Below are 22,365 nucleotides of genomic sequence, written 5' to 3' on the forward strand. Positions count from 1 at the left end.
GAGCGACACAACGCCGCTTGAGCCGGTTTCGTTCCCATCCGGGGACGGTTTTTTGGCCTAGATCAGAAGAACCTGGGTGCCGACCTTGGCCAGGCCGAAAAGTTCGAGAATCTGTTCGTTGTAAAGCCCGATGCAGCCGTTCGACGAGCGGCGCCCGATCTTGCGGGTGTCATGGGTGCCGTGGATCCGGTAGGCCGGCCAGCCGAGATAGAGCGCGCGCACCCCCAGCGGGTTTTCCGGCGATCCGCCTTCGACGAAGGGCGGCCAGTCGGGGTTGCGCTCCAGCTCGCCCTTGGTGGCGACCCAGCGCGGGTTGACGACCTTCTGGATCACGGTGGTATTGCCGCGCTTGGTCAGCTCTTCGGTCAGCGGCACCGAGGTCGGGTACAGCTTGTAGATCGTCTGATCCTCGGACCAGAAATGCAGGGCGCGCGAGGTGATGTCCACGAGAATGGCGCCGTTCTTGGTATTGGCGAAATGGTCGCGCCAATCGACGGTGCGGAAGCTGGAGATGTTGGCCCGCGGCGTCGCCTCGGTCGTGGGGGTCTCAAATTCGGTGGAATTGGCGAATTCATCCGCCCGGGCCGGCAGGGCCGCGGCACCGAGGCCAGCCGCCGCAGCACTCAGGAACAGACGCCGCCCCAACTTTCCTTTGCTTTCGTCAGACATTCTCTGATCTCCGGTTTCTTGTTCTGCTTGATTGGCCGCACCATACAGCGCGCAGCCGCCAGCCGCAATTCACACGCATGTCACTCGGCCAGCCGCTGCCAAGGGTTTTTCTTGCGCGAAACTTGCGATAAGAGGGCCGGATATGATCCCAGAGGTCCGTTCAGGGCCCGATACAGGTGTTTTGCCATGCAACGACGTTCTGCCCTTTTTCTTGGCGCCGCAGCGGCACTTGCCGCCTGTGCGCCCTCTCAGCCGCCGCCGCCGGTCGGCTCGGATGGCCGTCCGCTGCCCCAGGTCTACCGGATCAAGCCGGGGGACGAATCAGTCATCACCTACCGGATGCTGGATGCCGTCAACGCCCTGCGCCAAAGCAAGGGCGCGCCGCAGCTGACGCTGAACGCCGCCCTGATCGCCGCCTGCGCCGCCCATTCGCGCGACATGGCGGTGCAGAACCGGCCCTGGCACTTCGGCTCGGACGGGTCTTCGCCCCTGGTCCGCGTCCAGCGCGTCGGCTACACCGGCAAGCTTCTGGGCGAGCTGATCTCGGAAACCTATGAGACCGAACTGGTGACCCTGTCCGACTGGATGAACCAGTCCGACACCCGCAGCCTGGTTCTGGACCCGAAAGCCACCGAAATGGGCTTTTCCTGGTTCCAGGAGCCGAGCGGCAAGCTGTGGTGGACAATGCTTCTGGGCGGCGCCAACGTCGCCTGACGGCAAGCCTGAAGAAAATCGGAAGCGGGGGCCTTGCGGGCCCCCTTTTTCATGTCACGGGAAGATGTTGATCGGCGTGCCCGGGTTCACCATCGCATAGATCTCTTCCATCTGCTTGTCGGTCAGCGCGAGGCAGCCGGCGGTCCAGTCGCCCTTGACCTTGGTCCAGCCGGGCTGGCCGTGGATGAAGATGTCGCCGCCCGGCTCCTTGTTCATCGACTTGGCATAGGCGCGGTCCGAATCATTGGGGTAAGAGATGCCCAGCGACAAATGATAGGTCGAATTCGGGTTGCGGTGGGTGATGTAATAGGCGCCTTCCGGCGTCTTGCGGTCGCCTTCGAACTGCTTGGGACCGAAGGGAATGCCACCCAACTGGATGTCGTAGGTCTTGAGCAGTTTGGTGTCGTGCATCAGGTACATCTTGCGGTCGGCCTTGTGCACCTCGATCAGGGTGACGGTCGGGCCGCGATAGGTCCGGAACTTCGAGTGGGTGCAGGCCACCAGCCCAAACAAAACAAGGGTCATCAAGACCGCCCGGAAGAATGCTGTCATCTGTGCCTGCCTCAGGTATTTTTCCCGGCTTTAGCGCAAGATGGCGGGTCTGGCCAGACCGAACTGGTCCGTCACCAAAGCGTGAACTGGGCGGCAAGCTCGACATGGGGCGACCAGCGGAACTGGTCGACGACCTGCACCCAATTCAGGCGATAGCCGCCGGCGATGAGGATTTTCGCATCACGCGCGAAAGTGGCCGGGTTGCAGGAGACCGCCGCGATCACCGGCACTTTCGACCGGGCAAGGGTATGGCTTTGCGCCTCGGCCCCGGCGCGGGGCGGGTCGATGACGACGGCTTCGACGTATTTGAACTCGTCGGGTTCCAGCGGGCGGCGGAACAGGTCGCGCACCTCATGCGTCACGCGTTTCAGCCCCTCGCCCATCCGGAAGCCCTTGTCGAGCGCGGCGAGCATCTTGGCCTCGCCTTCCACGGCATGGACCTCGGCCTTTTCGGCGAGCGGCAGGGCAAAGGTGCCGATGCCAGAGAAGAGGTCGGTGATTCGCTTGGCAGACCCGACCGATTCGGTAACCGCAGCCAGAAGGGCGGCCTCGCCTTCGGCCGTGGCTTGCAGGAAGGCGCCGAAGGGCAGGGGCACATTGGCGCGGCCAAGGCGCAGCATCGGCTGGGCGCGCAGCGCCACGATCTCGCCGTTCCAGGTCAGGCGTGAGAGGCCGTATGCCTCGGTCAGGCGGGCCAGTTCCAGTTGCAGCGCCGCATCCGCCGGTTTGCCGCCGGACACCGCGACATCGGGGCCGGAGGAGGTGCGGGTGACCGCCAAGTCCAACTCCGTCGTGCGCGAGCCGCCGAGCTTGACGATCTCTTCCAGCGCGGGGAAGGCGGCCATCAGGTCGGGGTGCAGAAGCTGGCAATTGGGCACCGGCACCAGAACATCCGAAGCGCGGGCGTGAAAGCCCATCAGGACCCCGCCCTTGGTCCGCCTTGCGGCCAGGGTGGCGCGACGGCGCGAGCGGGGGGGCGAGGTGATGATCGGCCTGAGGTCAGCCTCCAGCCCCTGGGCGGCGAGGGCGGCGCGGACGATGGTGGTCTTCCAGTCGGCCACGAAACCATCGGCGGCGTGCTGCATCATGCAGCCGCCACAGGTGCGGGCATGGGCGCAGGGCGCCTTCACCCGGAAGACGGAAGGTGTCACGATGCGCAGATCGGTCAGCTGATCGCCCTTGACCGTGCCCTCGACCTCTTCGCCGGGCAGGGTCTGCGGCGCAAAGATCGTGCCTTCCGGCCCCTGAATGATCCCGTCACCCAGATGGCCGAGCCGTGCTATGGTGAAAGTCACTCTGCTGCTTCCTTTTCGTCAACGCCGATGAAGCCGCCGCTTTGACGGTTCCAGTAGCGCGCGTAAAGCCCCCCTGCGGCCAAAAGCTCGGCATGAGAGCCGTCTTCGACGATCTGGCCGGCGTCGAGCACGATGATCCGGTCCATTTCGGCGATGGTGGACAGCCGGTGCGCGATGGCGAGCACGGTCTTGCCCTCCATCACCCGGGTCAGGGCGCCTTGGACCGAGGCCTCGACCTCGGAATCAAGCGCCGAGGTCGCCTCGTCCAGCACCAGGATCGGCGCGTCCTTCAGGAAAGCGCGGGCCAGGGCGATGCGCTGACGCTGGCCGCCCGACAGTTTCACCCCGCGTTCGCCGAGGAAGGCGTCATAGCCCTTGCGGCCCTGATGGTCGCGCAGGTTCAGGATGAAGTCATGCGCCTCGGCGGCGCGGGCGGCGGCGTACATCTCCTCCTCGGTGGCGTCGGGGCGACCGTAAAGGATGTTCTCGCGCGCCGAGCGGTTGAACATCGCGGTTTCCTGCGTGACCATGCCGATCTGGCGGCGCAGGCTTTCCTGCGTGACGCTGCGGATGTCGATGCCGTCGATCAGAATCTTGCCGCTTTCGGTGTCATAGAGCCGCAAAAGCAGGGCCACCAGCGTCGATTTCCCCGCGCCCGAGGCGCCGACGATGCCGATCTTCTGCCCCGGCAGCACGGTCAGCGAGACCTCCTGCAGCCCGCCCTTGCGGCGGCCATAGGCGAAGGAGACATGGTCCATCTCGATCCGGCCCGAGACGCGGGGCATCTCGGTCGCATTGGCGGCATCGGTCAGGGAATAGGGCGGGGTCAGGGTGCGCAATCCGTCTTCGACCTCACCCAGGTTGCCGAAGATCGTCATGAGGCTGAAGGAGACCCAGCCCGTCATCTGCGCCAGCCGGAAGCTGACCGCACCTGCGGCGGCGATATCGCCCGAGGTGGCGCCGCCCACGCTCCACAGCCAGACGGTGCCGCCGACCATCAGGACCGGGAGCACTCCTGCCAAGGCCATGAGGGTGAAGCGGAACCAGGAGGAGATCATGCCGTAGTCGATGGCCGCATCGCGGAAGCTGCCGATCGCCTCCAGCGCCACGCGGTCCTCGTGTTCGGTATGGGCGAAAAGCTTGACCGTCTTCATGTTGGTGACGGTGTCGACGATCTGCCCGGTGACATTGGCCCGCGCCGCCGCCCGCCGGGTCGAAGCCCCGCGCACCCGGCGCAGGAAATGGCGGATGAAGAAGACATAGGCCACGACCCAGCCCACCAGCAGCAAAGAGACGGCGCCATTGATCGCCACCATCAGGGCGACCGAACCCACGACCGAGGCGAAGGCGAAGGCCATGGTTTCGACCGAACCCGAGACGACATCCGTCGCCGCCCGCGCCGTCTGCATCTGCTTTTGCGCGATGCGGCCGGCGAAATCATTGTCGAAAAACGTCACCGAATGGCCCAAAGTCCAGCGGTGCAGCCGCGACAGGATCAGCGGGAAGAGGTTGGGTTCAATGGTCAGGGACAGGGCAGAGGTGTTGACGCCGAAGACCAGGGGTCTTGCCACCAGGTAAAACAGCACGAAGCCCGCAAAAAGCGGCCAGTGCAGGGCAAAGACCTCTGCCGGGGTCGAGGTATTGGCCGCGTCGATCACCCGGCCGAGGATCGTGGCCGAAATCGCCTCCAGCGAGCCTGCGGCGGCGGACCAGAAGGTGGCCCAGATCACCCCGGCCCAGGCGCCTTTCAGCGCCCAGAGGAAGAATTGCACCGTCCGTGCCGGGGGCGGAATGTCGGTGGGCCGGAAGGGCGCGATGGTCGGGCCAAGGATCATGGTGCTTGCTCCTCTAAATCGTCGCGCAGGAAGCCGCCGGACTGCCGGGCCCAGAACTGCGCGTAAAGCCCGTTCCTGGCCAGAAGCTCGGCATGGCTGCCCTGTTCCGCGATCTGACCGGCGTCGAGCACGACGATCCGGTCCATGGCGGCAATTGTCGACAGACGGTGGGCAATGGCAATCACCGTCTTGCCCTCCATCACGCCGAACAAGGCCTTTTGAATGGCGGCCTCGGCCTCGCTGTCGAGGGCAGAGGTCGCCTCGTCCAGAATCAGAATCGGCGCGTCCTTCAGGATCACCCGGGCCAGCGCCACGCGCTGCCTTTGCCCGCCCGAAAGCTTGACGCCCCGCTCGCCCACATGGGCGTCATAGCCGCGGCGACCTTGCGGGTCCTCCAAGGTCAGGATGAAGTCATGCGCCTCGGCCCGCTTGGCCGCCGCAATCATCGCGGCGTCGCCGGCATCGGGGCGGGCGTAGAGGATATTCTCGCGGACAGAACGGTGCATCAGGCTCGAATCCTGCTGAACCATGCCGATCTGGGCGCGCAGGCTGTCCTGCGTCACATGTGCGATGTCCTGACCGTCGATCAGGATGCGGCCGGTTTCGGCATCGTAAAACCGCAGGATCAGCTTGACGAGCGTGGTCTTGCCCGCGCCGGAACGGCCGATGAGGCCGATCCTTTCACCGGGGCGCACGGTCAGGCTCAGGTCGCGCAAACCGCCCGAGCCGCGGCCGTAGTGGTGGCTGACGCCCTGCATCTCGATCAGGCCCTCGCGGAAGTCCAAGGGTTTGGCCGCCTTGTCATCGACCAGTTCGATGGGCTGGGTGATGGTCTGCATCCCCTCCATCAGCGTGCCGAGGTTCTGCACCAGGTTGGTGGTGGCCCACATGATCCAGAAGGTCATGCTGTTCAGCCGCAGCACCAGCGCCACGGCCCCGGCCACGATGCCGACCGAGGCAAGGCTATGATACCACAGGTAAAGCGCCCAGCCCGACACACCAAGGATCATCAGCCCGTTGATGACGGTCAGCATGACATCCATCATCGTGACGATGCGCATTTCCTTCTGATAGGTGGTGCGCGAGGCCTCGATCGCTTCTTTGGCATAGTCCAGTTCGCGCGTGTCATGGGCGAAAAGCTTGACCGAATGGATGTTGGTATAGCTGTCCACCACGCGCCCGGTGACTGCCGAGCGCGCCTCGGAGGCGGCGGCAGAGGCGGGGCCGGCGCGGCGGATCGTCCAGCGCATCAGGGCGACGTAGCCGAGGAACCACAGGACCAGCGGGATCAGCAGGCGGGCATCGGAATGGGCCAGCATCAGCGCCGCGCCGATCAGCGTGGTCGAGGCGAAGGCCACGGCGTCGAAGACCTGAAACACCGCCTCGCCCGCCGCCGGGGGCGCCTGCATGATCCGGTTGGCGATCCGCCCGGCGAAATCGCTTTCAAACCAGCCGACCGGCTGGCGCAGCACATGGGCATGGGCACGCCAGCGCATCATGGTGCCGAAATTGGTCAGGATCGTGTTGTGCAGCAGGGCGACATTGCCGCCGCTGACCAGAGGCCGCAGGATCAGGATGGCGGCGGCGACCCACAGGACCTCGGTCCCATGCGCGGCCCAGACCTCCACCGGGGTGCCGTGCGACAGAAGATCGACCATCCGCCCGAGGTACCAGATCATCCCGACCTCGGCCCCGGCGTTCAGCATGGACAGAACCCCGGTCGCCACGAAGACCTTGCGGAAGGCATGGATGTAATCGGCCAGAAACGGCCAGAGCCTGCGGGGCGGCGTATCGGTTTGCGAATAGGGGGCGTAAGGGTCGATGAGACCCTCGAAAAAACGAAACATGGCGGACCTTTGGATTGCCAAAGGCATATAGGGCTTTTCAGGCCGGAGGGAAACCCGAAGGCGCAGAAAGCAGCGCCGCGCGGTCGAGCGTCAGGTCACTGGCCAGCCAGAGCGCCTCAAGCTCCTTCAACCGGGTGCCAAGCGCCGGGCCGCGCAGATCGGGCATAAGATCGACGGCGGTGATCGGAAATTGCGCCTCGGTGCCGCGGTGCAGGTCCTGCTGCCAGTTGGGCGGCAGGGGCGTTTCCAGCATGGCGGCGCGGGCCAGAAGCACATCGCCGCCCGGCGTCTCGCCCAGCTTCCAGCCGAGCGCGGCGGGGCTGAGGCTGCTGCCGATTTCGTCTCTGATCCGGCCGATTTCGGCCTGTTCCTGCCGCGACAGGCGCAGGGGATCGCCCGGATCGGCACCGCCGAGGACGACCAGCCGGCGCTGCCAGCGCGGCGGGATCGCGCCCTCCAGATGGATGAGCGGAGCAAGGGCCTTCGGGTCGGCACCGGGCAGGACCTGGGCCAGAACCCCGGCGCTGGCCATGCTGGCGAGGGCGGGGGCCGGGTCGCGGGCGGCCAGAAGCTTGCGCATTTCGGCGCCAAGACGCTCACGGCTGAGGCCGGCGATGCCCTCGGCCAGCGCGGCGCAGGCGGCGAGGCCCTCGGGGTCGATCCCCTCGGCCGGGTCGCCATAGACCGCGTGAAAGCGGAAGAATCGCAGGATGCGCAGGTAATCCTCGCGGATGCGCAGTTCGGGGTCGCCCACAAAGCGGATGCGCCGGGCGATCAGGTCGGGCAGGCCGCCGAGCGGGTCCACCACCTCGCCCGAGGGTTCGGCGTAAAGCGCGTTCATGGTGAAGTCGCGGCGGGCGGCATCCTCGGCGAGATCGGTCGAAAAGGCCACCGTCGCCCGGCGGCCATCGGTGGCGACATCGCGGCGGAAGGTGGTGATCTCATGCACCACGCCGCCCGCAATGACGGTGACGGTGCCGTGGTCGATGCCGGTGGGGATGACCTTGAATCCGGCGTTTTCGGCAATCTCGGTGACGATCTGCGGCGTGGCATCGGTGGCCAGGTCCAGATCCTGCACCGGCATGTGCAAGAGCGCGTTGCGCACGCAGCCGCCGACGAAGAGGATGCGATGCCCCGCCAGTCCCATCGCCGCACACAGCGCCTGCGTGCCGTGCTGGTTCAGCCAAGCTCCCCCGATCCTCACCCGCCGGCCCTTTCCGCAAGGCCGCGCAGGATGCGGGCCGTGGCGCCCCAGATGTAGTAGGGCCCCCAGGGCACAGCGTAATAGGACCGCCACTGGCCGCGCCACTCCCGCCGTTCGATGGCATAGCGCGCCGGGTCAAGAAGATGCGCCAGAGGCACGGTAAAGACCTCTTCCACCTCACTCGGGTCGCGGCAGGGTGAAAAATTCGCCACTTCGGCAAGAATGGGCGTCACCTGAAAGCCGGTCACCGTCTCGTGGCCGGGCAGGCGACCGATCGGGCGGACCAGGGCTTGCGGCAGGCCGATCTCCTCCTCGGCCTCGCGCAGGGCGGTGGCTTCGGGGCTGGGGTCGCTGTCTTCGGTCTTGCCGCCGGGAAAGGCGATCTGGCCGGGGTGGTGTTTGAGATGCGAGGCGCGCTTGGTCAGGATGACCTCGGCCCCGGTCCTGCCCGCGATGATCCCCACCAGCACCGCGGCGGGGCGCAGGCTGCGCTCCACCGGGGCCAGATCGGGGTTCAGGTCGAAATCCGACGAAGCGCCGCCCGACCGAGCCAGAGCGGCGGTCAGGCGGGCCAGGTCATTGGGCATTGTCGGGCGCCTTTTCGGCATCGAACCCCAGGGTCTTGGGATCGAATTCGTAATGCGCGCCGCAGAACTGGCAGTCGGCGGTGACGATGCCCTCTGCCGTGGTCATATGGGCGATGTCTTTCTTGGAATAGATCGACATGGTCTGACGCACCTTGTCGGCCGAGCAGGAGCAGCCGAAATGCACCGAGGTCGCATCGAACACGCGCGGCTGTTCTTCATGGAACAGGCGGACCAGAAGGTCGGTCGGCGCCACGGTCGGGCCGATCAGCTCCATCTCTTCCACGGTATCCAGCAGCACGTTGACGCGGTTCCAGTTCTCGGCCGGTTCCCCGGCGAGGATGTCGGTATGGCTCAGCAACCCGCCTTCGCCCGAACCACCCTCGGCCGCGACACCTTCGGCGACCGAACCGCCAACCTGCGGCATGTGCTGCAGCATGACCCCGCCGCCGCGCCAATGCGAGGCATGGCCGGGCATCTGGCTTTTCCCGAAGGTCAGCGCAAAGCGGGTCGGCAGCTGTTCGGACTGGGCGAAATAGGTCTGCGCACAGTCGGACAGCGAGTTGCCGGCGATGGGCGTGAAGCCCTGATAGGGGGTCATCCCCTCGCCCTGGTCCAGCATGACGGCGAAATAGCCCTCGCCGATCTGGCTGAAGGGCGTGGCGAGCGGGTCGAGCCTTTCGGCATCGTAGCTGGCATAGGCGCGGATGCGGGCCGGCTGGCCATCATCGGTCGGGCCATAGTAATCGGTGGCGATCAGCCGGGCCGGACCCTTGCCGCGGATCTGCAGCGACAGTTTCCAGCGCAGCTTGATCGACTGGCCGATCAGCGCGGTCAGCAGGGCGGCCTCGGCGACCAGGGCTTCGATCTGGGCCGGGTATTTGTGTTGTTGCAGCACACGGTCCAGCGCGCCGTCCAGACGGACCACGCGGCCGCGGATGTCGCTGGTATCCAGCTGAAAGGGCAGGACGGTATCGTCCCAGGTGATCTGGTTTCCGGAGGACATGAGGTTTCCTTGGGGGGTTTCCTTAAGGTGCCATGCTTGGCATACCGCGCCTATATAGGCAGAGCAACCGGGCCACCAAGGGGCAAGAGATGATCAGACGCTATGGCGAGGCGGTAAAAACGGGTCAGCGCTATCGGCGGCGGCCGGGAATCTACGCCGTGCTGTTGCGCGGGCGCGAGATTCTGCTGACCTTCCAGGAGGCGCCCCTGCCGGAATATCAGCTGCCCGGCGGCGGGATCGACAAGGGCGAGGCGCCGATTGCCGCCCTCCACCGCGAGGTTTTCGAGGAGACCGGCTGGCATATCGACAGCCCGCGCTGGCTTGGCACCTACCGGCGTTTCACCTTCATGCCGGAATATGACATGTGGGCCGAAAAGGTCTGCGCGATCTATGTGGCGCGCCCGACCCTGCGAATCGGCCCGCCGAGCGAGAAGGGCCATACCGCCGTCTGGGCCGATGCCGGCGCGGCGCTGGACCTTCTGGACAATGTCGGCGACCGCGCCCTCTTGTTGCAGGCCTTGCGCGGGCGTTAAGTCGGGGTCATTCCGGGCCGGCATAGTCAAACAGGATGCCCGAGACATCATCGGGAAAGTCGCGCCCGCCGGCATAGACCGACAGGTCCCAGATGATCGCCTCCAGCAGATGGGCGCTGTCGAGATGGGCCGAGCGGTGCAGAAGTGCCACCAGCCCCTCGCTGCCAAGTTCCTGGCCCAGGATGTCGGGGCATTCGGTCACCCCGTCCGAGACGAGGAACAACCGGTCGCCGGGCAGAAGCCGGGTTGAGCAGGCCTGATAGGTTGCCCCGGGGATCAGCCCGATCGGCAGCCCGCCGTCGCCCAAAGTCTCGATCCCGTCGCGCCGCAGCACGATGGGATGCGGATGGCCGGCCTGCACCATCCGGACCAGGCCGCTCATCAGGTCGATCTCGGCATAGGCGAGGGTGAAATATTGTTCGACCTGCACATCCTCGATCATCATCCGGTTCAGCCGGAACGCCACCTCCTCCGGCGGATAGGCGTCGCGGGCCCCTTCGGCATTCAGGCACAGCGCGATGTTCTGATCGGGTGAGCCGCCCGACAGAAGCCCCGCCAGCCGTGCCGTCATCATCGCCGAAGCCACGCCATGGCCCGAGACATCGACCGAATAGACCGCGATCCGCCTGTCGTCGATGACGAAGGAGCCGACCAGATCGCCGCCGACATGGCCGGAAGGTTTCAGCATCAGATAGGCCATGCCCTGGCCGAAATCGCGTTGGCGGTCGCGGATCAGGGACTGTTGCAGCTTTTTCGCCTCGATCAGGTCGCGGTCGAGCGAATCGTAAAGCTTCTGCAGCTGGTCCAGCGTGCTGCCGACCAGACGGTTCTTTTCGACCAGTTCCTGCTGCATCGACACGATCCGCTCCCCCGCGCGCAGGCGGGCGCGGAGTTCGTCGGCATTGACCGGCTTGGTCAGAAAATCGTCGGCGCCGTTTTCCAGCCCGTTCGCAATTTCCGACTTTTCGGATTTCGAGGTGAGGAGGATGAAATAGCCATAGCCTTCACGCGGCAGGGCGCGGAAGGCCTGACAGAGTTCCAGCCCGGTCATGCCGGGCATCACCCAGTCTGACAGGATGATGTCGAAGGTCCGGGCGCGGCAAAGGTCCAGCGCCGCGTCGCCGGTGGCGGCCTCGGTCACCTCATAGCCCCAGCGTTTCAGCTGCACCGCCAGAATCCGCCGCTGCGCCCGGCTGTCATCCACCACCAGCACACGCACGCGGGCCAGGGGGGCCGGCAGGGGTAGGGCTTCGTGCGGTGAAATCATGGATCGTGACATCATTACCTGAGGACCGCGCCCGACGCGGTGACATGTGAGACTGAAATGGGAATAGGCCCGCCTGCCCCCTGTCTGGGCCAGAGGCTTTAAAAGAGGATGAAGCCTAAAATTGTCATCGCTAAACTTGGCGGGATTACCGGTTGTTAAACTTGTCCCTGCAAGCTGGCCCCAGGGAAAGATCAGGGTGGCTCCATGATAGATTGGGACAGGGTGCGCGAATTGCGTGCCGAAATCGGGGCGGAGGATTTTGACGAGGTCGTCTGCCTGTTTCTGGAAGAGGCGGACGAGGCGATTGCCCGCCTTTCGCCCGCCAGGGGGGCCAAGGCGCTGGCCGCCGATCTGCATTACCTGAAGGGCGCGTCCTTGAACCTCGGCTTTGCCACGCTCTCGGCGCTGTGTCAGGAGGGCGAACGCCGGGCCAATGCGGGCGATCTGGCGGTGGATCTGGAGGCTGTCGGCCAAGCCTATGCCGCTTGTCGCGCCGCTTTCGCCGCCGGGGCCGCACAGGCCTTTGCCGCTTGAGGCTTTCGATGTCGATGGTTCTTGTTCCGGGCCGAAAAACTGACTAGACCCCGGTCAGTTTTTGACCCGGGAGCGCCCTATGCCTGCCTTCAAGCCCAAGAAAGTCGTCCTTGCCTATTCCGGCGGCCTGGACACCTCGATCATCCTCAAATGGCTGCAGACAGAATATGGCTGCGAAGTGGTGACCTTCACCGCCGACCTCGGCCAGGGCGAAGAGCTGGAACCGGCGCGCAAGAAGGCGATCCTGATGGGGATCAAGCCGGAGAACATCCATATCGTCGACGTGCGCGAAGAATTCGTGAAGGATTTCGTCTTCCCGATGTTCCGCGCAAATGCGCTTTATGAAGGGCTTTACCTGCTTGGCACCTCGATCGCCCGGCCGCTGATCAGCCAGCATCTGGTGCGCATCGCGCATGAGACCGGCGCCGATGCGGTGGCGCATGGCGCGACCGGCAAAGGCAACGATCAGGTCCGCTTCGAGCTGTCCGCAGCGGCCCTGGACCCGGCGATCAAGGTCATCGCGCCCTGGCGGCTCTGGGATCTGACCTCGCGCACCAAGCTCTTGGAATTCGCCGAGAAAAACCAGATTCCGATCGCCAAGGACAAGCGCGGCGAGGCGCCCTTCTCGGTCGATGCCAACCTGTTGCACACCTCCTCTGAGGGCAAGGTTCTGGAAAACCCGGCCGAGGAAGCGCCGGAGTTCGTCTATCAGCGCGTCGTTCCGGTGGAACAGGCGCCCGATCAGGCCGAATACATCGAAATCGGCTTCGAGCGTGGCGATGCCGTGTCGATCAACGGCGAGGCGCTGAGCCCGGCCACGATCCTGACCCGGTTGAACGAGATCGGCGGCAAGCACGGCGTGGGCCTGCTGGACCTGGTGGAAAACCGCTTCGTCGGCATGAAGAGCCGTGGCCTCTACGAAACCCCCGGCGGCACCATCCTGCTGGAGGCGCACCGCGGCATCGAACAGATCACGCTGGATGCCGGCGCGGGCCACCTGAAGGATTCGATCATGCCGCGCTATGCCGAGCTGATCTACAACGGCTTCTGGTTCTCGCCCGAGCGCGAGATGCTGCAGGCTTTGATCGACAAGAGCCAGGAACATGTCTCGGGCACCGTGCGGGTCAAGCTTTACAAGGGCTCGGCGCGGACCGTGGCGCGCTGGTCGGACTCCTCGCTCTATTCGGAAAAACATGTGACGTTTGAAGAGGATGCCGGCGCCTACGACCAGAAGGACGCCGAGGGTTTCATCCGCCTCAACGCCCTGCGCCTGAAGCTGATCGCGACGCGGAATGCCCGCGTGAAGGGCTGATCCGCGGGCATTTGACCTGCGAAGAAGACAAAGCGGCGCCGGGGAAACCTGGCGCCGCTTTTGCTTTTGCGCCTGGGGCTGCGGGTTCGGTCGGAAATCGGTCCGCTTCGGGCATAAACCTCGGCCCCGGTAATCACCTATTAAACTTGAATCCCTAATCCTGAGGTTGGAACCGAACCAGCGAACAACAATCAGGCCATATCATGAACGAAATCCTCTCTCGCTCCTTTGCGAACCAGGCAAGCGAAAGCTCCGGCGTGGAAGATTCTCTGGCATGGTTTGATCTGCAACCGATCGACCGGGAACAAGCGGCTCTGCTTGGCCCGATCAGTGGTCAGGTTGCGGATGAGATCATCGAAATGTTCTACGATCACATCCTGCGCTTTGACAGTGCGGCGCAGCAATTCTCGTCCGGCGCGCAGATCGCCCGCGTCAAGGCCGGGCAGAAGAAGTACTTCACCGAACTGATCGCCGCCAAGCTTGATGAAGGCTATATCAGCGAAAGGCGCCGGATCGGCCGCATCCACGAGGCGGCGGGGATCACGCCGACGCTGTATATCGGCTCTTACGCCTATTACCTCAACCGGCTGGGCCAGCTCATCCGCGAAAAGATGGCGGATGACCCGGACCGGGCGTTCAACCTCTATCTCTCCTTGCAGAAGATCGCCCATTTCGACATGGCGCTGGCGCTTGAAACCTATGTCGAGGCGCGCGAACACACGATCGAACAGCAACAGCGCGAGATGAGCGAGTTGCCCACCCCGGTGCTGAAGCTGAAGGCCGGGCTGATCCTGATTCCCGTGGTCGGCACGCTGGATGCGGTGCGGGCGCGCAATCTGACCGTGGCCCTGCTGGAGGGGATTCGTCACTATCAGGCCCGGGCGGTCGTGCTGGACATCACCGGCGTCTCCGACATCGACAGCGCGGTCGCCAACCACCTGATCCAGGCCATGCAGGCCGCCCGGCTGATGGGGGCGAAATCGGTCCTGACCGGGGTGTCCTCGGATGTCGCGATGTCTTTGGTGAAGCTGGGCGTCGGCAAGGCGGATCTGCACACCGCCGGCAATCTGGAAAGCGCGATCCAGGAAGCCGAAACCACGTTGGAGCGGTAAGTTATGGCGATAAGGGTCCCGATCCTGAAGCAGGGCACGGTGCTGATCGCCTCCATCCAGGACGCGCTCAGCGACAGCGACCTTCTGGACCTGCAGCGCCGGCTGCTGGCGGAGGTGATCGCCAAAAGCGCCTCTGGCGTCATCATCGACGTCAGCGCGCTGGATGTGCTGGACAGTTTCGGCACCCGGATCCTGTCGGACATCGCCTCCTCGATCCAGTTGCGCGGCGCAAGGACGGTGATCGTGGGCATCCAGCCCGAAGTGGCCCTGTCGATGGTGCTTCTGGGGCTGAGCATGAACAATGTGGCCACCGCGCTCGACCTTGACGCGGGCCTGGCGCTGTTGAGCCGGAGAGGTGCGATTTGAACCTGCCGATCATCTCCAGAACGGCGGGCTGCAAGGTTCTGTCGGATGCAGATGTCGTCGCCGCCCGACAATTGGGCCGGCAGATCGCCGATGACATGGGCTTTGGCCGGCCGGATCAGGCGCTGATCGCGACCGCGATCTCTGAACTGGCGCGCAACATCGTGAATTACGCCAAGGTCGGGCGGATCGAGATTTCCGAACTGACCCGCGGTCGCAAGCACGGGCTGCAGATCATCGCCAGCGACGAAGGCCCCGGCATTGCCGATCTGGAAGCCGCCCTCACCGACGGGTTTTCCACCGGCAAGTCGCTCGGCCTCGGCCTGCCCGGCACGCGGCGGATGGTCGACGAATTCCACATTGCCTCCGAGCCTGGCAAGGGTGTCAAAGTGGCGATCATCAAATGGATGCGATGAAGGCAGGCGGCAGGATCGATCTGGGCCGATGCGGTCTTGCGCTTCAATGGTCGGTGCAGGCCCGCGCCAAACACGATGGCCAGCCGAGCGGGGACGGTTACACGATCCTGCGGCGCGAAGGTTGCTTGGTGTTCGCCGTCGCCGATGGCAGTGGCAGCGGCCATCAGGCCGCGCGGGCGGTCAACCGTTGCCTCACCAGCCTCGAGGCCGCCTCGGACCCGTTCGAGGTCGAGTTTCTGAAATGCCACGAAAGGCTGCGCGGCGGGCGGGGTGCCGCCCTCGCTGCCCTGTCGGTCGAGGTGGACAGCGGCACCATGACCTGGGCCGCGGTCGGTGATGTCGATGGTATCCTGATGCGCGGCGGCCCGGGCAAGCGGGTGCGCCACGCAGCCGTCATGCAGATCGCCGGCACCCTGGGCATCCGGTTCGACCGGATCGTGCCGCAGTCCCATGCCCTGCAGCCGGGCGACATGCTGGTGATGACCACGGATGGCGTCTCGCGCAACCACAGGGTCGGCACCGCCCCTGACCAATCCGCCGAGGAGGTCGCCACCCACACCCTGCAGACCTATGGCAGCCCGCATGACGATTGCCTCGTCATGGCGATCGAAGTGGTGGCCATCGAAGTGGTGGCTGCCTGATGCTGGTGAATTTCATCCCCGATCCACCGCGCAACGCCTCCGACAAAGCGCCGGTGCGGGGCAAGTCCACCCGCGACCGCCGGCATGATCGCCTGCGCGCCCGCTACCGCGCGGGGCTGCGCGCCTTCGTCCGCGACGGCAGCGAAAACAACCTGATGCTCGCCTATGAACTGGCGCGCGAGGCGCTGGCGCGCGGGGTGCAGCTTTCGGAATACCTGGCCTTCCACCTCGGCGCGGTGTCCACCATCGCCAGCGTCCTGCGTCAATCGCCGGATGCCCGCCACCGGGTCGAGACTTTCGTGATGGAGTTCATCTCGGTCTATGACATGGCCTTGCAGGGCTATCAGAACGCCGTACCGCTCTTGCAAAAAGAGATCGCCGACCGCAAGCGCATGGAAGAGGAGTTGCGGGTCAAATCCGCCGAACTCGCCGCCGAGCGTGACAATCTCGACGCCCAGGTCATGGCCCGCACGCAAGAGCTGCAGGCCAAGGCGCGGGATGTGGAAAAGACGCTGGAGCAGCTGCGCCAGACCAACCGCGAACAGGCCGAATTCACCTATGCCATCTCGCATGATCTGAAATCGCCCTCCAACACCATCGCGATGCTGATTCAGGAGTTTCAGATCGGCCATTCCGCGGTTCTGGATGCCGACGGGCTGGAGCTTCTGGATCTGGCCCGCCAGACCACGGCCCGCATGGCGCGGCTGGTCGATGACGTGCTGTCCTACTCGCGCTGCCTCGACAACCAGAACCCTTTCCAACGCGTTGATATCAATGCCCTTATTTCCGAAATCATTGCCGATCTGCGCTATGACATGCTGCAATCCAACGTGGATCTGACGGTGGCCGAAATGCCGCCGGTTCTTGGCGACCCGATGCAGGTCAAGCTTCTGTTCCAGAACCTGATCTCCAACGCCTTCAAGTTCCGCCATCCCGACCGCGCGCCGAAAGTCGTGGTCGCGCGCAAGGCGATTGCCGGTCACCGCGTGCTGATCACCGTGTCGGACAATGGCATCGGCATCGCGGCGGAACATTTCGACCGGATTTTCGGCCTCTTCCAAAGGCTGCACACCCACAACGCCTATCGCGGCAGCGGCATCGGTCTGGCGCTGTGCAAACGCATCGCCGGCAATCTTGGCGGCGACATCCGTGTGAAATCGCAACCCGGTGTCGGCAGCAGCTTCACCGTCATGCTCAACAGGTATCCCGAATGACCCAGACTCCGCCGATCCAGACCGTCATGCTGATCGATGACGAGAGCTTTGATCAGAAACTGTACCAGAGGGTGATCACCCGCTCCGGCCTGGTGGGCGAGGTGATCTCCTTTCTCTATGCGGACGAGGCGCTGGCCTATCTGACCTCTGGCCAGAGCAAGCCGATCGACGTGATCTTCCTCGACATCAACATGCCGCGGATGAACGGGTTTGAATTTCTTGAGGCCGCGACGCGCAGCCTGGGGGAGGAATTTGCCCGCATCGTCGTGGTCATGTTGACGACCTCGCTGGAGCGGAGCGATCGCGACCGCGCCGCCTCTTATTCCGTGGTGCGGCGTTTCATCAACAAGCCGCTGACGCGCGAGCATCTGGTCGAGGTCGCCGAAATTCTGCGCGAGCTGGCGGGATAGCGTCTAGTGCTGTCGGTTCTGCACCAGCCGCGACAGCAGCGACCACATGGCGAGGGCCCGCGCCTCCAGCGCGTCCAGCCCCGGTTCAAGGTCGAAATCGGGGTGGTCCATCTGGGCGCGCAGCTCGCGGATGGCGCGGGACATGGCGGCCATTTCGGGCTGCAGGCTTTCGCGGACCTGGGCGAGGATCGCCTTGACCAGGGCCTGCATCATCTCGCTCTTGCGCTTTTCGCTGCCGCGCATCACGCCGGCCTTCTCGATGGCGCCCACCACGGCCTCTTTCAGGCTTCCGGCGTCGATATGGCTTTTGGCGAGATAGTCCGAACAGCCCAGCCGCATCGCGCGAATGGCCACATCCGGATCGGCCACGCCCGAGACCATGATCGTCGGGCACATCGCGTTCTTGGGATGGGTGCGCACCATTTCCAGCGCCTCGAGCCCGTCGCCGGAGTTCAGCCGGTAGTCGAGCAGGATGACATCGAATTCATCGGCATCCAGCAGGGTGCGCAGCCCCTCGATCGAGGTGACCTCGTCCAGATAGATCGGAAGCCCCGAATCGCGGGTCATCCGGCGGATGCGCTGCCGGTCGAACTTGCTGTCGTCGAGAATCAACGCGTTGATCGGTTGCCCGGTCGCCGCCACCCTGGTCTTCGACGGGTCCATCGCTGACGCTGCACTTTGCATCTCAATCCTCCCAAAGGTTCAGCCCACCCGTCCTGTATGGCCGGACGCGCTTTCGCTTTCGTTAAGGATTTGGGGCGGAACTGCGTTCATTCCTTAAAATGCGTGACCACTTCGGCGGGGAAGCGGCAGAAAACGATAAGAATTTTCGGCGTTAAGGGGTTCGTAGCACCCTTTGGGCTTAGATGCGGGAAACCAAGCAAGAGGTGATCCGTGAACGTTCATGTAGAACAGGGCATCCCCGCGCAGCCCAGCCTTCCGGAGGGGCCCTCGCGGGATTACGAGAATTTCATCTATATGATCAGCCACGATGTGCGCAATTCGGTGCGGGCCCTGATCGAGGTGCCGCAATGGATTGCCGAGGATCTGGTCGAGGGCGGGCACAGGATCGAAGGCAACCTGGCCGAAAACATCGCCCTGATGAACACGCATACGATGCGGCTGGACCGGATGCTGAACGACCTGCTGATCCATTCGCGGATCGGGCGGATGCAGGATGTCCGCAAGCTGGATCTGGCCGAGGCGATCGATCAGGTCTGCCAGGAACTGACCATCCCGCCCGGCATCCGCATCGACATCGACCTGCAGGCCCCCTCGCTCTGGATGGGGGAGCGGGATCTGCTGACCCTGCTGACGGCGCTCTTTTCCAATGCGTTCCGGCACCGCGATGCGCGGACCAGCCGCATCACCGTGACCTCGCGCAGCGAGGCGGGCACGACGGTTCTGCATTTCGGCGATGACGGGCCGGGGGTGGACCCGATCTACCGCGAGCGGATCTTTCAGGCGATGACGACCCTGCGTTCGCGCGATGAGGTGGAAGGCAGCGGCATGGGCCTCGCCCATCTGCGCAAGATCCTGCAGCTTTATGGCGGCAGCCTGACCTGGGTCGACCGCGCCGATGGCCGTGGCGTCTCCTTCGATCTGCGGTTTCCGGATTAGGTGAAACCCTTAAGACTTAAGCGAATTTTGTGACGTCTCTTGCGTAAAGACCCTGTCGCGGCGGCCAGAAAGTTTACCATTTGGAAGGTGCCTTGTCGCAAGCTGAACCATGCCGCACGACCAGGTAGGAGCAGGTGAGATGAATGATTATTCAACCGAGTGGTCCTCGGGCGTCAGCACGAACTTGCCGGCGATCCGGACTTTGGTGCTGGATGACAGCAGCTTTGACCGCAAGCGGATCCGGCGGATGGGCGACGGGCTGGACCTGAAGCTGAACTTCGAGGAGGCGGGCTCGGTCGCGATGCTGCGGGACTGTCTGGACCGGCAAAGCTTCGACCTTTTCCTGATCGACTACATGCTGCCGGAGGCGGATGGTCTCGCCGCACTGGAGATGATCCGCAACCACCGCGGCCAGGCGGATTCGGTTGCCATCATGATCTCCGGTCAGGCGGACCAGCGGGTGGCGGTTTCGGCGATGAAGAAGGGGTTTCAGGATTTCATCGTGAAATCGGATATTTCGCCGCAATCCCTGCGCGGCGCGGTTCTGGGCGCCCTCAACACTTCGCGCCAGTTTTCCCGCTATTTCGACCGGCCGAAACCGGATCTGGGCCTGGAAGACATGCGCCACCTGTTGCAGCTTGCGGTCGAGGACCCGGTCATCCGAGACATCCTGCGCCGCCCGATGCAAGAGGGGCTGGAGGCGATGGCCCGCATGGTCGGTGTCGGCTGGGGCATGCAGGCCAGCCCGGAGATTGCGCAGTTCCTGATCGAATTCGAACAGGCGGACACGTTCGAGTTCCGCTGAACCCCGCAGGGGGCACCACGGGCGGGGTCGGCCCCCGCCCGCCTTGAGTCACACCGCGACCGAGATCTTGCCCATCGGGTTGGAACAGCAGGCCAGGATATAGCCATCGGCAATATCCTCGTCCGAGATGCCGCCGTTGTGGACCATATGGACCTCGCCCGACAGTTTCTTGACCTTGCAGGTGCCGCAAAGCCCGAAAGTGCAGCCCGAGGGGATGTTGAGGCCGGACCGCTTCGCCACGGCCAGAACGGTATCGGTCTCGCCGCAGGCGGTGACGACGCCGCTCGAGGCAAAGGTGATCTCGGCGGTGGCGCCCTCTTCCGGGACCACGTCATCCATGATCGGCGCATCGGCCTCGGTGGCGACGGCGACGCCGAAACTTTCCTGGTGATAGCGCGTCATGTCATAGCCGATGCTCTGCAGCATCTCGCGCACGGCCTGCATGAAGGGCTCGGGTCCACAGCAGAAGACCTCGCGGTCCAGATAATCCGGCGCCATCAGGCCCAGCATGATCTGGCTGAGACGGCCCTTGTACCCGGGCCAGGCGCGGAACGGATCGGGCTCTTCCACCGTGAAGCGCAGCTGCAAGCCGGGCACGCGGTTGGCGAACTGCTCCAGCCTTTCGCGGAAGATGATCTCCGACGGGCGGCGCGCGGCGTGGACGAACACGATGTCCGGCATCTCGCCCGAATCCCAGGCCCAGGTCGTCATCGACATCATCGGCGTGATGCCCGACCCGGCCGAGATGAAGAGGTACTTCTTCGCCGGATGGCGATGGAAGCTGAAAATCCCCGCCGGACCAAAGGCGCGGATCTTCATCCCCGGCTTCAGATGGTCCAGCATCCAGCGCGTCCCGATCGAGGTGCTTTGCGCCTTCACCGTGATCGAAATCGACAGGGGCCGCGAGGGCGAGGAGGAGATCGTATAGGTCCGCTGCACATTGCCAGCGGGCCCTTTCTTGGGGTCCACTGGCAGATCCAGCGTGATGAACTGTCCCGGCTGATAGTCGAACCACGCGCCCGAAGGCGCGCGGAAGGTGAAGGACGCGGTGTCGTCATTCTCTGGCACGATCATCGCGCATTCCAGAAGCTCGGAATCGTTCCAGGGTTCGACGGACCAGTTCAGACGCGACTTGGCCATGATTTACTCCGCAGCCAGGGCAGGTTTCGGCGCCAGACGGTCGCCCATCACGCCACAATACCAATCGACGAACTGGATGACACCTTCTTCCTGAACGGCGGAATAGGGGCCGGGCTCGTAGGCGGGCGACAGGATGCCCTTCTGGTTTTCCTCGACCACGACGCGGTCTTCGTCATTGGTGTTGATCCAGACCTCGGTCAGGTTCTTCAGGTCGTAATCCACGCCTTCTTCCGCATCCTTGGGCACCAGCCAGAAAGTGGTGACCTGGGTCTCGGTGGCGGAGATCGGCAGCACCCGGAAGGTGATGGCGTGATCGGCCAGGAAGTGGTTCCAGGTGTTGGGATAGTGGAAGAACAACAGGCTGCCGGCGTCGTTGAAGGGCATCTTGCCCATTTTCTTCGACACGGCGGCCTTGGTGTCCATCGTGTAGCTTTCGGCGTTGTTCAGAAGCGGGATCCGCGCCAGGCGCCATTGCATGTCGGGATGGTTGACGAAGCGCGAGGGCAGACCCGCCGCCTCGCAGCGCGTCCAGTGGGCGAGGATGTCGGGCGAGGCCGAATCCGGCCCTTCCATCGCCGTCATCCGCGGATTGTCGGAATAGGTCCGGCAGAGCGAGGGGTGCGAGCCGCCGCAGTGATAGCACTCGCGGTTGTTTTCCAGCACCAGTTTCCAGTTGCCCTTTTCGACGATGGTCGAGGAATAGGCCACCTTGGCATCCTTCAGCCCCGAGGGCGCAAGGTAGGTCATCATCACCTTGGCCAGATCGGCGATCGGCGGCGGCACCTGGGCGAGGCAAATGAAGATCATCCCGCCCAGATCGACGCAATGCACCTTCTTCAGGCCATGGGCAGCGGGGTCGAAGCCTTCCTGCATGTCGCGGGCGTAAAGCAGTTTGCCGTCAAGGTCATAGGTCCATTGGTGATAGGGGCAGACCAGCTTCGGCGAGCTGCCGTTTTCCTTGGCGCAGAGCCGCTGGCCACGGTGGCGGCAGACGTTGTGAAAGGCGCGGACCATGCCGTCGTTGCCCCGGGTGATCACCACCGGATAGGCCCCGACCTGCAGCGTCGCAAAGGCGCCGGTCTTGGCCACTTCGGCAGAGGGCACGGCGAACAGCCATTCGCGGTAAAAGATCTGCTCCAGATCGGCCTCATAAACCCCCTCGTCGCAGTAAAGCGCGCGGGTCAGCGAGTAATTGGGGCGGCGCGCATCAAGTTCGGCGCGGATTTCGGCGGTCTTCAGCATGTTGCACCTATGTGGTCCGCGCCTCCCCGCGCGGAACGATTGTGGAAGTG

Annotated in this window: 24 protein-coding genes; 12 read left to right on the forward strand and 12 right to left on the reverse strand. The window is 64.3% G+C overall.

The window, feature by feature from the left end:
- Nucleotides 1–57: 57 nt before the first annotated feature.
- Entirely contained in the window at nt 58–669 is a 612-nt protein-coding gene (locus AC1DZT_RS00635; protein ID WP_478004651.1) for a L,D-transpeptidase, read from the reverse strand.
- A gap of 186 nt (nt 670–855) precedes the next feature.
- On the opposite strand from AC1DZT_RS00635, the gene dalA reads away from it, so the two are divergent.
- Complete coding sequence (gene dalA / locus AC1DZT_RS00640) at nt 856–1,383, forward strand: divisome-associated lipoprotein DalA (RefSeq protein WP_478004652.1); 528 nt, start codon at nt 856–858, stop codon at nt 1,381–1,383.
- Between the two features lie 54 nt (nt 1,384–1,437).
- Here the strand turns inward: dalA and AC1DZT_RS00645 are convergent, their stop codons facing one another.
- The 7 genes from AC1DZT_RS00645 to hslO all read right to left on the reverse strand — a co-directional run bounded on the left by AC1DZT_RS00645 (nt 1,438) and on the right by hslO (nt 9,706).
- On the reverse strand, nt 1,438–1,908 hold the full coding sequence (locus tag AC1DZT_RS00645; RefSeq protein ID WP_478004653.1) for a L,D-transpeptidase family protein: 471 nt from the start codon (nt 1,906–1,908) through the stop codon (nt 1,438–1,440).
- A 98-nt stretch (nt 1,909–2,006) separates the two neighbouring features.
- Entirely contained in the window at nt 2,007–3,230 is a 1,224-nt protein-coding gene (locus AC1DZT_RS00650) for a class I SAM-dependent RNA methyltransferase (RefSeq protein WP_478004654.1), read from the reverse strand.
- On the reverse strand, nt 3,227–5,065 hold the full coding sequence (locus AC1DZT_RS00655) for an ABC transporter ATP-binding protein (protein ID WP_478004655.1): 1,839 nt from the start codon (nt 5,063–5,065) through the stop codon (nt 3,227–3,229). The genes AC1DZT_RS00650 and AC1DZT_RS00655 overlap by 4 nt, the downstream gene beginning before the upstream one ends.
- A complete protein-coding gene (locus AC1DZT_RS00660) occupies nt 5,062–6,912 on the reverse strand; it encodes an ABC transporter ATP-binding protein (protein WP_478004656.1) in 1,851 nt (616 codons plus the stop codon). Before AC1DZT_RS00660 ends, AC1DZT_RS00655 begins: the two co-directional genes overlap by 4 nt.
- 37 nt (nt 6,913–6,949) lie before the next feature.
- The gene (locus AC1DZT_RS00665) at nt 6,950–8,116 is read right to left on the reverse strand and encodes a CCA tRNA nucleotidyltransferase (RefSeq protein ID WP_478004657.1); all 1,167 of its coding nucleotides are present in this window, start codon (nt 8,114–8,116) and stop codon (nt 6,950–6,952) included.
- On the reverse strand, nt 8,113–8,703 hold the full coding sequence (locus tag AC1DZT_RS00670; protein ID WP_478004658.1) for a CoA pyrophosphatase: 591 nt from the start codon (nt 8,701–8,703) through the stop codon (nt 8,113–8,115). The genes AC1DZT_RS00665 and AC1DZT_RS00670 overlap by 4 nt, the downstream gene beginning before the upstream one ends.
- Nucleotides 8,693–9,706, reverse strand: a complete 1,014-nt coding sequence (gene hslO, locus AC1DZT_RS00675; RefSeq protein WP_478004659.1) for an Hsp33 family molecular chaperone HslO — start codon at nt 9,704–9,706, stop codon at nt 8,693–8,695. Before hslO ends, AC1DZT_RS00670 begins: the two co-directional genes overlap by 11 nt.
- An 89-nt stretch (nt 9,707–9,795) precedes the next feature.
- Between hslO and AC1DZT_RS00680 the strand changes: the two genes are divergently transcribed.
- Nucleotides 9,796–10,239 (forward strand): NUDIX domain-containing protein, encoded by a 444-nt coding sequence (locus tag AC1DZT_RS00680; protein WP_478004660.1) that lies wholly within the window; start codon nt 9,796–9,798, stop codon nt 10,237–10,239.
- A 7-nt stretch (nt 10,240–10,246) separates the two neighbouring features.
- Here AC1DZT_RS00680 and AC1DZT_RS00685 read toward each other — a convergent pair whose 3' ends face one another.
- Nucleotides 10,247–11,506: a PP2C family protein-serine/threonine phosphatase gene (locus tag AC1DZT_RS00685; RefSeq protein ID WP_478004661.1), complete on the reverse strand. Its 1,260-nt coding sequence runs from the start codon at nt 11,504–11,506 to the stop codon at nt 10,247–10,249.
- A 204-nt stretch (nt 11,507–11,710) separates the two neighbouring features.
- Here AC1DZT_RS00685 and AC1DZT_RS00690 point away from each other — a divergent pair, with 204 nt between their 5' ends.
- From AC1DZT_RS00690 to AC1DZT_RS00725, 8 genes are all read left to right on the forward strand, one after another.
- Nucleotides 11,711–12,040: an Hpt domain-containing protein gene (locus tag AC1DZT_RS00690; RefSeq protein WP_478004662.1), complete on the forward strand. Its 330-nt coding sequence runs from the start codon at nt 11,711–11,713 to the stop codon at nt 12,038–12,040.
- A 79-nt stretch (nt 12,041–12,119) separates the two neighbouring features.
- Nucleotides 12,120–13,352, forward strand: coding sequence for an argininosuccinate synthase (locus AC1DZT_RS00695; protein WP_478004663.1), 1,233 nt, complete (start codon nt 12,120–12,122; stop codon nt 13,350–13,352).
- Between the two features lie 203 nt (nt 13,353–13,555).
- Complete coding sequence (locus tag AC1DZT_RS00700) at nt 13,556–14,464, forward strand: protoglobin domain-containing protein (RefSeq protein ID WP_478004664.1); 909 nt, start codon at nt 13,556–13,558, stop codon at nt 14,462–14,464.
- Between the two features lie 3 nt (nt 14,465–14,467).
- Complete coding sequence (locus tag AC1DZT_RS00705; RefSeq protein ID WP_478004665.1) at nt 14,468–14,830, forward strand: STAS domain-containing protein; 363 nt, start codon at nt 14,468–14,470, stop codon at nt 14,828–14,830.
- Complete coding sequence (locus AC1DZT_RS00710; protein WP_478004666.1) at nt 14,827–15,243, forward strand: anti-sigma regulatory factor; 417 nt, start codon at nt 14,827–14,829, stop codon at nt 15,241–15,243. Before AC1DZT_RS00705 ends, AC1DZT_RS00710 begins: the two co-directional genes overlap by 4 nt.
- Entirely contained in the window at nt 15,231–15,884 is a 654-nt protein-coding gene (locus AC1DZT_RS00715) for a SpoIIE family protein phosphatase (protein WP_478004667.1), read from the forward strand. The genes AC1DZT_RS00710 and AC1DZT_RS00715 overlap by 13 nt, the downstream gene beginning before the upstream one ends.
- A complete protein-coding gene (locus AC1DZT_RS00720) occupies nt 15,884–17,098 on the forward strand; it encodes a sensor histidine kinase (RefSeq protein ID WP_478004668.1) in 1,215 nt (404 codons plus the stop codon). Before AC1DZT_RS00715 ends, AC1DZT_RS00720 begins: the two co-directional genes overlap by 1 nt.
- Nucleotides 17,095–17,508 carry a response regulator gene (locus AC1DZT_RS00725; RefSeq protein ID WP_478004669.1) on the forward strand — a complete coding sequence of 138 codons (414 nt, stop codon included), beginning with the start codon at nt 17,095–17,097 and terminating at the stop codon, nt 17,506–17,508. The genes AC1DZT_RS00720 and AC1DZT_RS00725 overlap by 4 nt, the downstream gene beginning before the upstream one ends.
- A 3-nt stretch (nt 17,509–17,511) precedes the next feature.
- Here the strand turns inward: AC1DZT_RS00725 and AC1DZT_RS00730 are convergent, their stop codons facing one another.
- Nucleotides 17,512–18,192, reverse strand: coding sequence for a response regulator (locus AC1DZT_RS00730; RefSeq protein ID WP_478004670.1), 681 nt, complete (start codon nt 18,190–18,192; stop codon nt 17,512–17,514).
- A 210-nt stretch (nt 18,193–18,402) separates the two neighbouring features.
- Between AC1DZT_RS00730 and AC1DZT_RS00735 the strand changes: the two genes are divergently transcribed.
- Complete coding sequence (locus AC1DZT_RS00735; RefSeq protein ID WP_478004671.1) at nt 18,403–19,128, forward strand: sensor histidine kinase; 726 nt, start codon at nt 18,403–18,405, stop codon at nt 19,126–19,128.
- A gap of 139 nt (nt 19,129–19,267) precedes the next feature.
- Complete coding sequence (locus AC1DZT_RS00740) at nt 19,268–19,933, forward strand: response regulator (protein WP_478004672.1); 666 nt, start codon at nt 19,268–19,270, stop codon at nt 19,931–19,933.
- Nucleotides 19,934–19,981: 48 nt separating this feature from the next.
- On the opposite strand, the gene AC1DZT_RS00745 is transcribed toward AC1DZT_RS00740, so the two are convergent.
- Nucleotides 19,982–21,073 (reverse strand): FAD-binding oxidoreductase, encoded by a 1,092-nt coding sequence (locus tag AC1DZT_RS00745; RefSeq protein ID WP_478004673.1) that lies wholly within the window; start codon nt 21,071–21,073, stop codon nt 19,982–19,984.
- A 3-nt stretch (nt 21,074–21,076) separates the two neighbouring features.
- Nucleotides 21,077–22,315, reverse strand: coding sequence for an aromatic ring-hydroxylating oxygenase subunit alpha (locus tag AC1DZT_RS00750; protein ID WP_478004674.1), 1,239 nt, complete (start codon nt 22,313–22,315; stop codon nt 21,077–21,079).
- Between the last annotated feature and the right edge of the window lie 50 nt (nt 22,316–22,365).

Source organism: Rhodobacter sp. P1_C2 (genome assembly GCF_056406375.1).

What these genes read in the sequence shown, in the direction of transcription:
- AC1DZT_RS00730 (WP_478004670.1), bottom strand. Translation starts at nt 18,192, where the DNA reads ATGCAAAGTGCAGCGTCAGCGATGGACCCGTCGAAGACCAGGGTGGCG.
- hslO (WP_478004659.1), bottom strand. Translation starts at nt 9,706, where the DNA reads ATGTCCTCCGGAAACCAGATCACCTGGGACGATACCGTCCTGCCCTTT.
- AC1DZT_RS00740 (WP_478004672.1), top strand. Translation starts at nt 19,268, where the DNA reads ATGAATGATTATTCAACCGAGTGGTCCTCGGGCGTCAGCACGAACTTG.
- AC1DZT_RS00725 (WP_478004669.1), top strand. Translation starts at nt 17,095, where the DNA reads ATGACCCAGACTCCGCCGATCCAGACCGTCATGCTGATCGATGACGAG.
- AC1DZT_RS00695 (WP_478004663.1), top strand. Translation starts at nt 12,120, where the DNA reads ATGCCTGCCTTCAAGCCCAAGAAAGTCGTCCTTGCCTATTCCGGCGGC.
- AC1DZT_RS00645 (WP_478004653.1), bottom strand. Translation starts at nt 1,908, where the DNA reads ATGACCCTTGTTTTGTTTGGGCTGGTGGCCTGCACCCACTCGAAGTTC.
- AC1DZT_RS00745 (WP_478004673.1), bottom strand. Translation starts at nt 21,073, where the DNA reads ATGGCCAAGTCGCGTCTGAACTGGTCCGTCGAACCCTGGAACGATTCC.
- AC1DZT_RS00670 (WP_478004658.1), bottom strand. Translation starts at nt 8,703, where the DNA reads ATGCCCAATGACCTGGCCCGCCTGACCGCCGCTCTGGCTCGGTCGGGC.
- AC1DZT_RS00655 (WP_478004655.1), bottom strand. Translation starts at nt 5,065, where the DNA reads ATGATCCTTGGCCCGACCATCGCGCCCTTCCGGCCCACCGACATTCCG.
- AC1DZT_RS00700 (WP_478004664.1), top strand. Translation starts at nt 13,556, where the DNA reads ATGAACGAAATCCTCTCTCGCTCCTTTGCGAACCAGGCAAGCGAAAGC.
- AC1DZT_RS00715 (WP_478004667.1), top strand. Translation starts at nt 15,231, where the DNA reads ATGGATGCGATGAAGGCAGGCGGCAGGATCGATCTGGGCCGATGCGGT.
- AC1DZT_RS00635 (WP_478004651.1), bottom strand. Translation starts at nt 669, where the DNA reads ATGTCTGACGAAAGCAAAGGAAAGTTGGGGCGGCGTCTGTTCCTGAGT.
- AC1DZT_RS00685 (WP_478004661.1), bottom strand. Translation starts at nt 11,506, where the DNA reads ATGATTTCACCGCACGAAGCCCTACCCCTGCCGGCCCCCCTGGCCCGC.
- AC1DZT_RS00705 (WP_478004665.1), top strand. Translation starts at nt 14,468, where the DNA reads ATGGCGATAAGGGTCCCGATCCTGAAGCAGGGCACGGTGCTGATCGCC.
- AC1DZT_RS00690 (WP_478004662.1), top strand. Translation starts at nt 11,711, where the DNA reads ATGATAGATTGGGACAGGGTGCGCGAATTGCGTGCCGAAATCGGGGCG.
- AC1DZT_RS00720 (WP_478004668.1), top strand. Translation starts at nt 15,884, where the DNA reads ATGCTGGTGAATTTCATCCCCGATCCACCGCGCAACGCCTCCGACAAA.
- AC1DZT_RS00660 (WP_478004656.1), bottom strand. Translation starts at nt 6,912, where the DNA reads ATGTTTCGTTTTTTCGAGGGTCTCATCGACCCTTACGCCCCCTATTCG.
- dalA (WP_478004652.1), top strand. Translation starts at nt 856, where the DNA reads ATGCAACGACGTTCTGCCCTTTTTCTTGGCGCCGCAGCGGCACTTGCC.
- AC1DZT_RS00750 (WP_478004674.1), bottom strand. Translation starts at nt 22,315, where the DNA reads ATGCTGAAGACCGCCGAAATCCGCGCCGAACTTGATGCGCGCCGCCCC.
- AC1DZT_RS00680 (WP_478004660.1), top strand. Translation starts at nt 9,796, where the DNA reads ATGATCAGACGCTATGGCGAGGCGGTAAAAACGGGTCAGCGCTATCGG.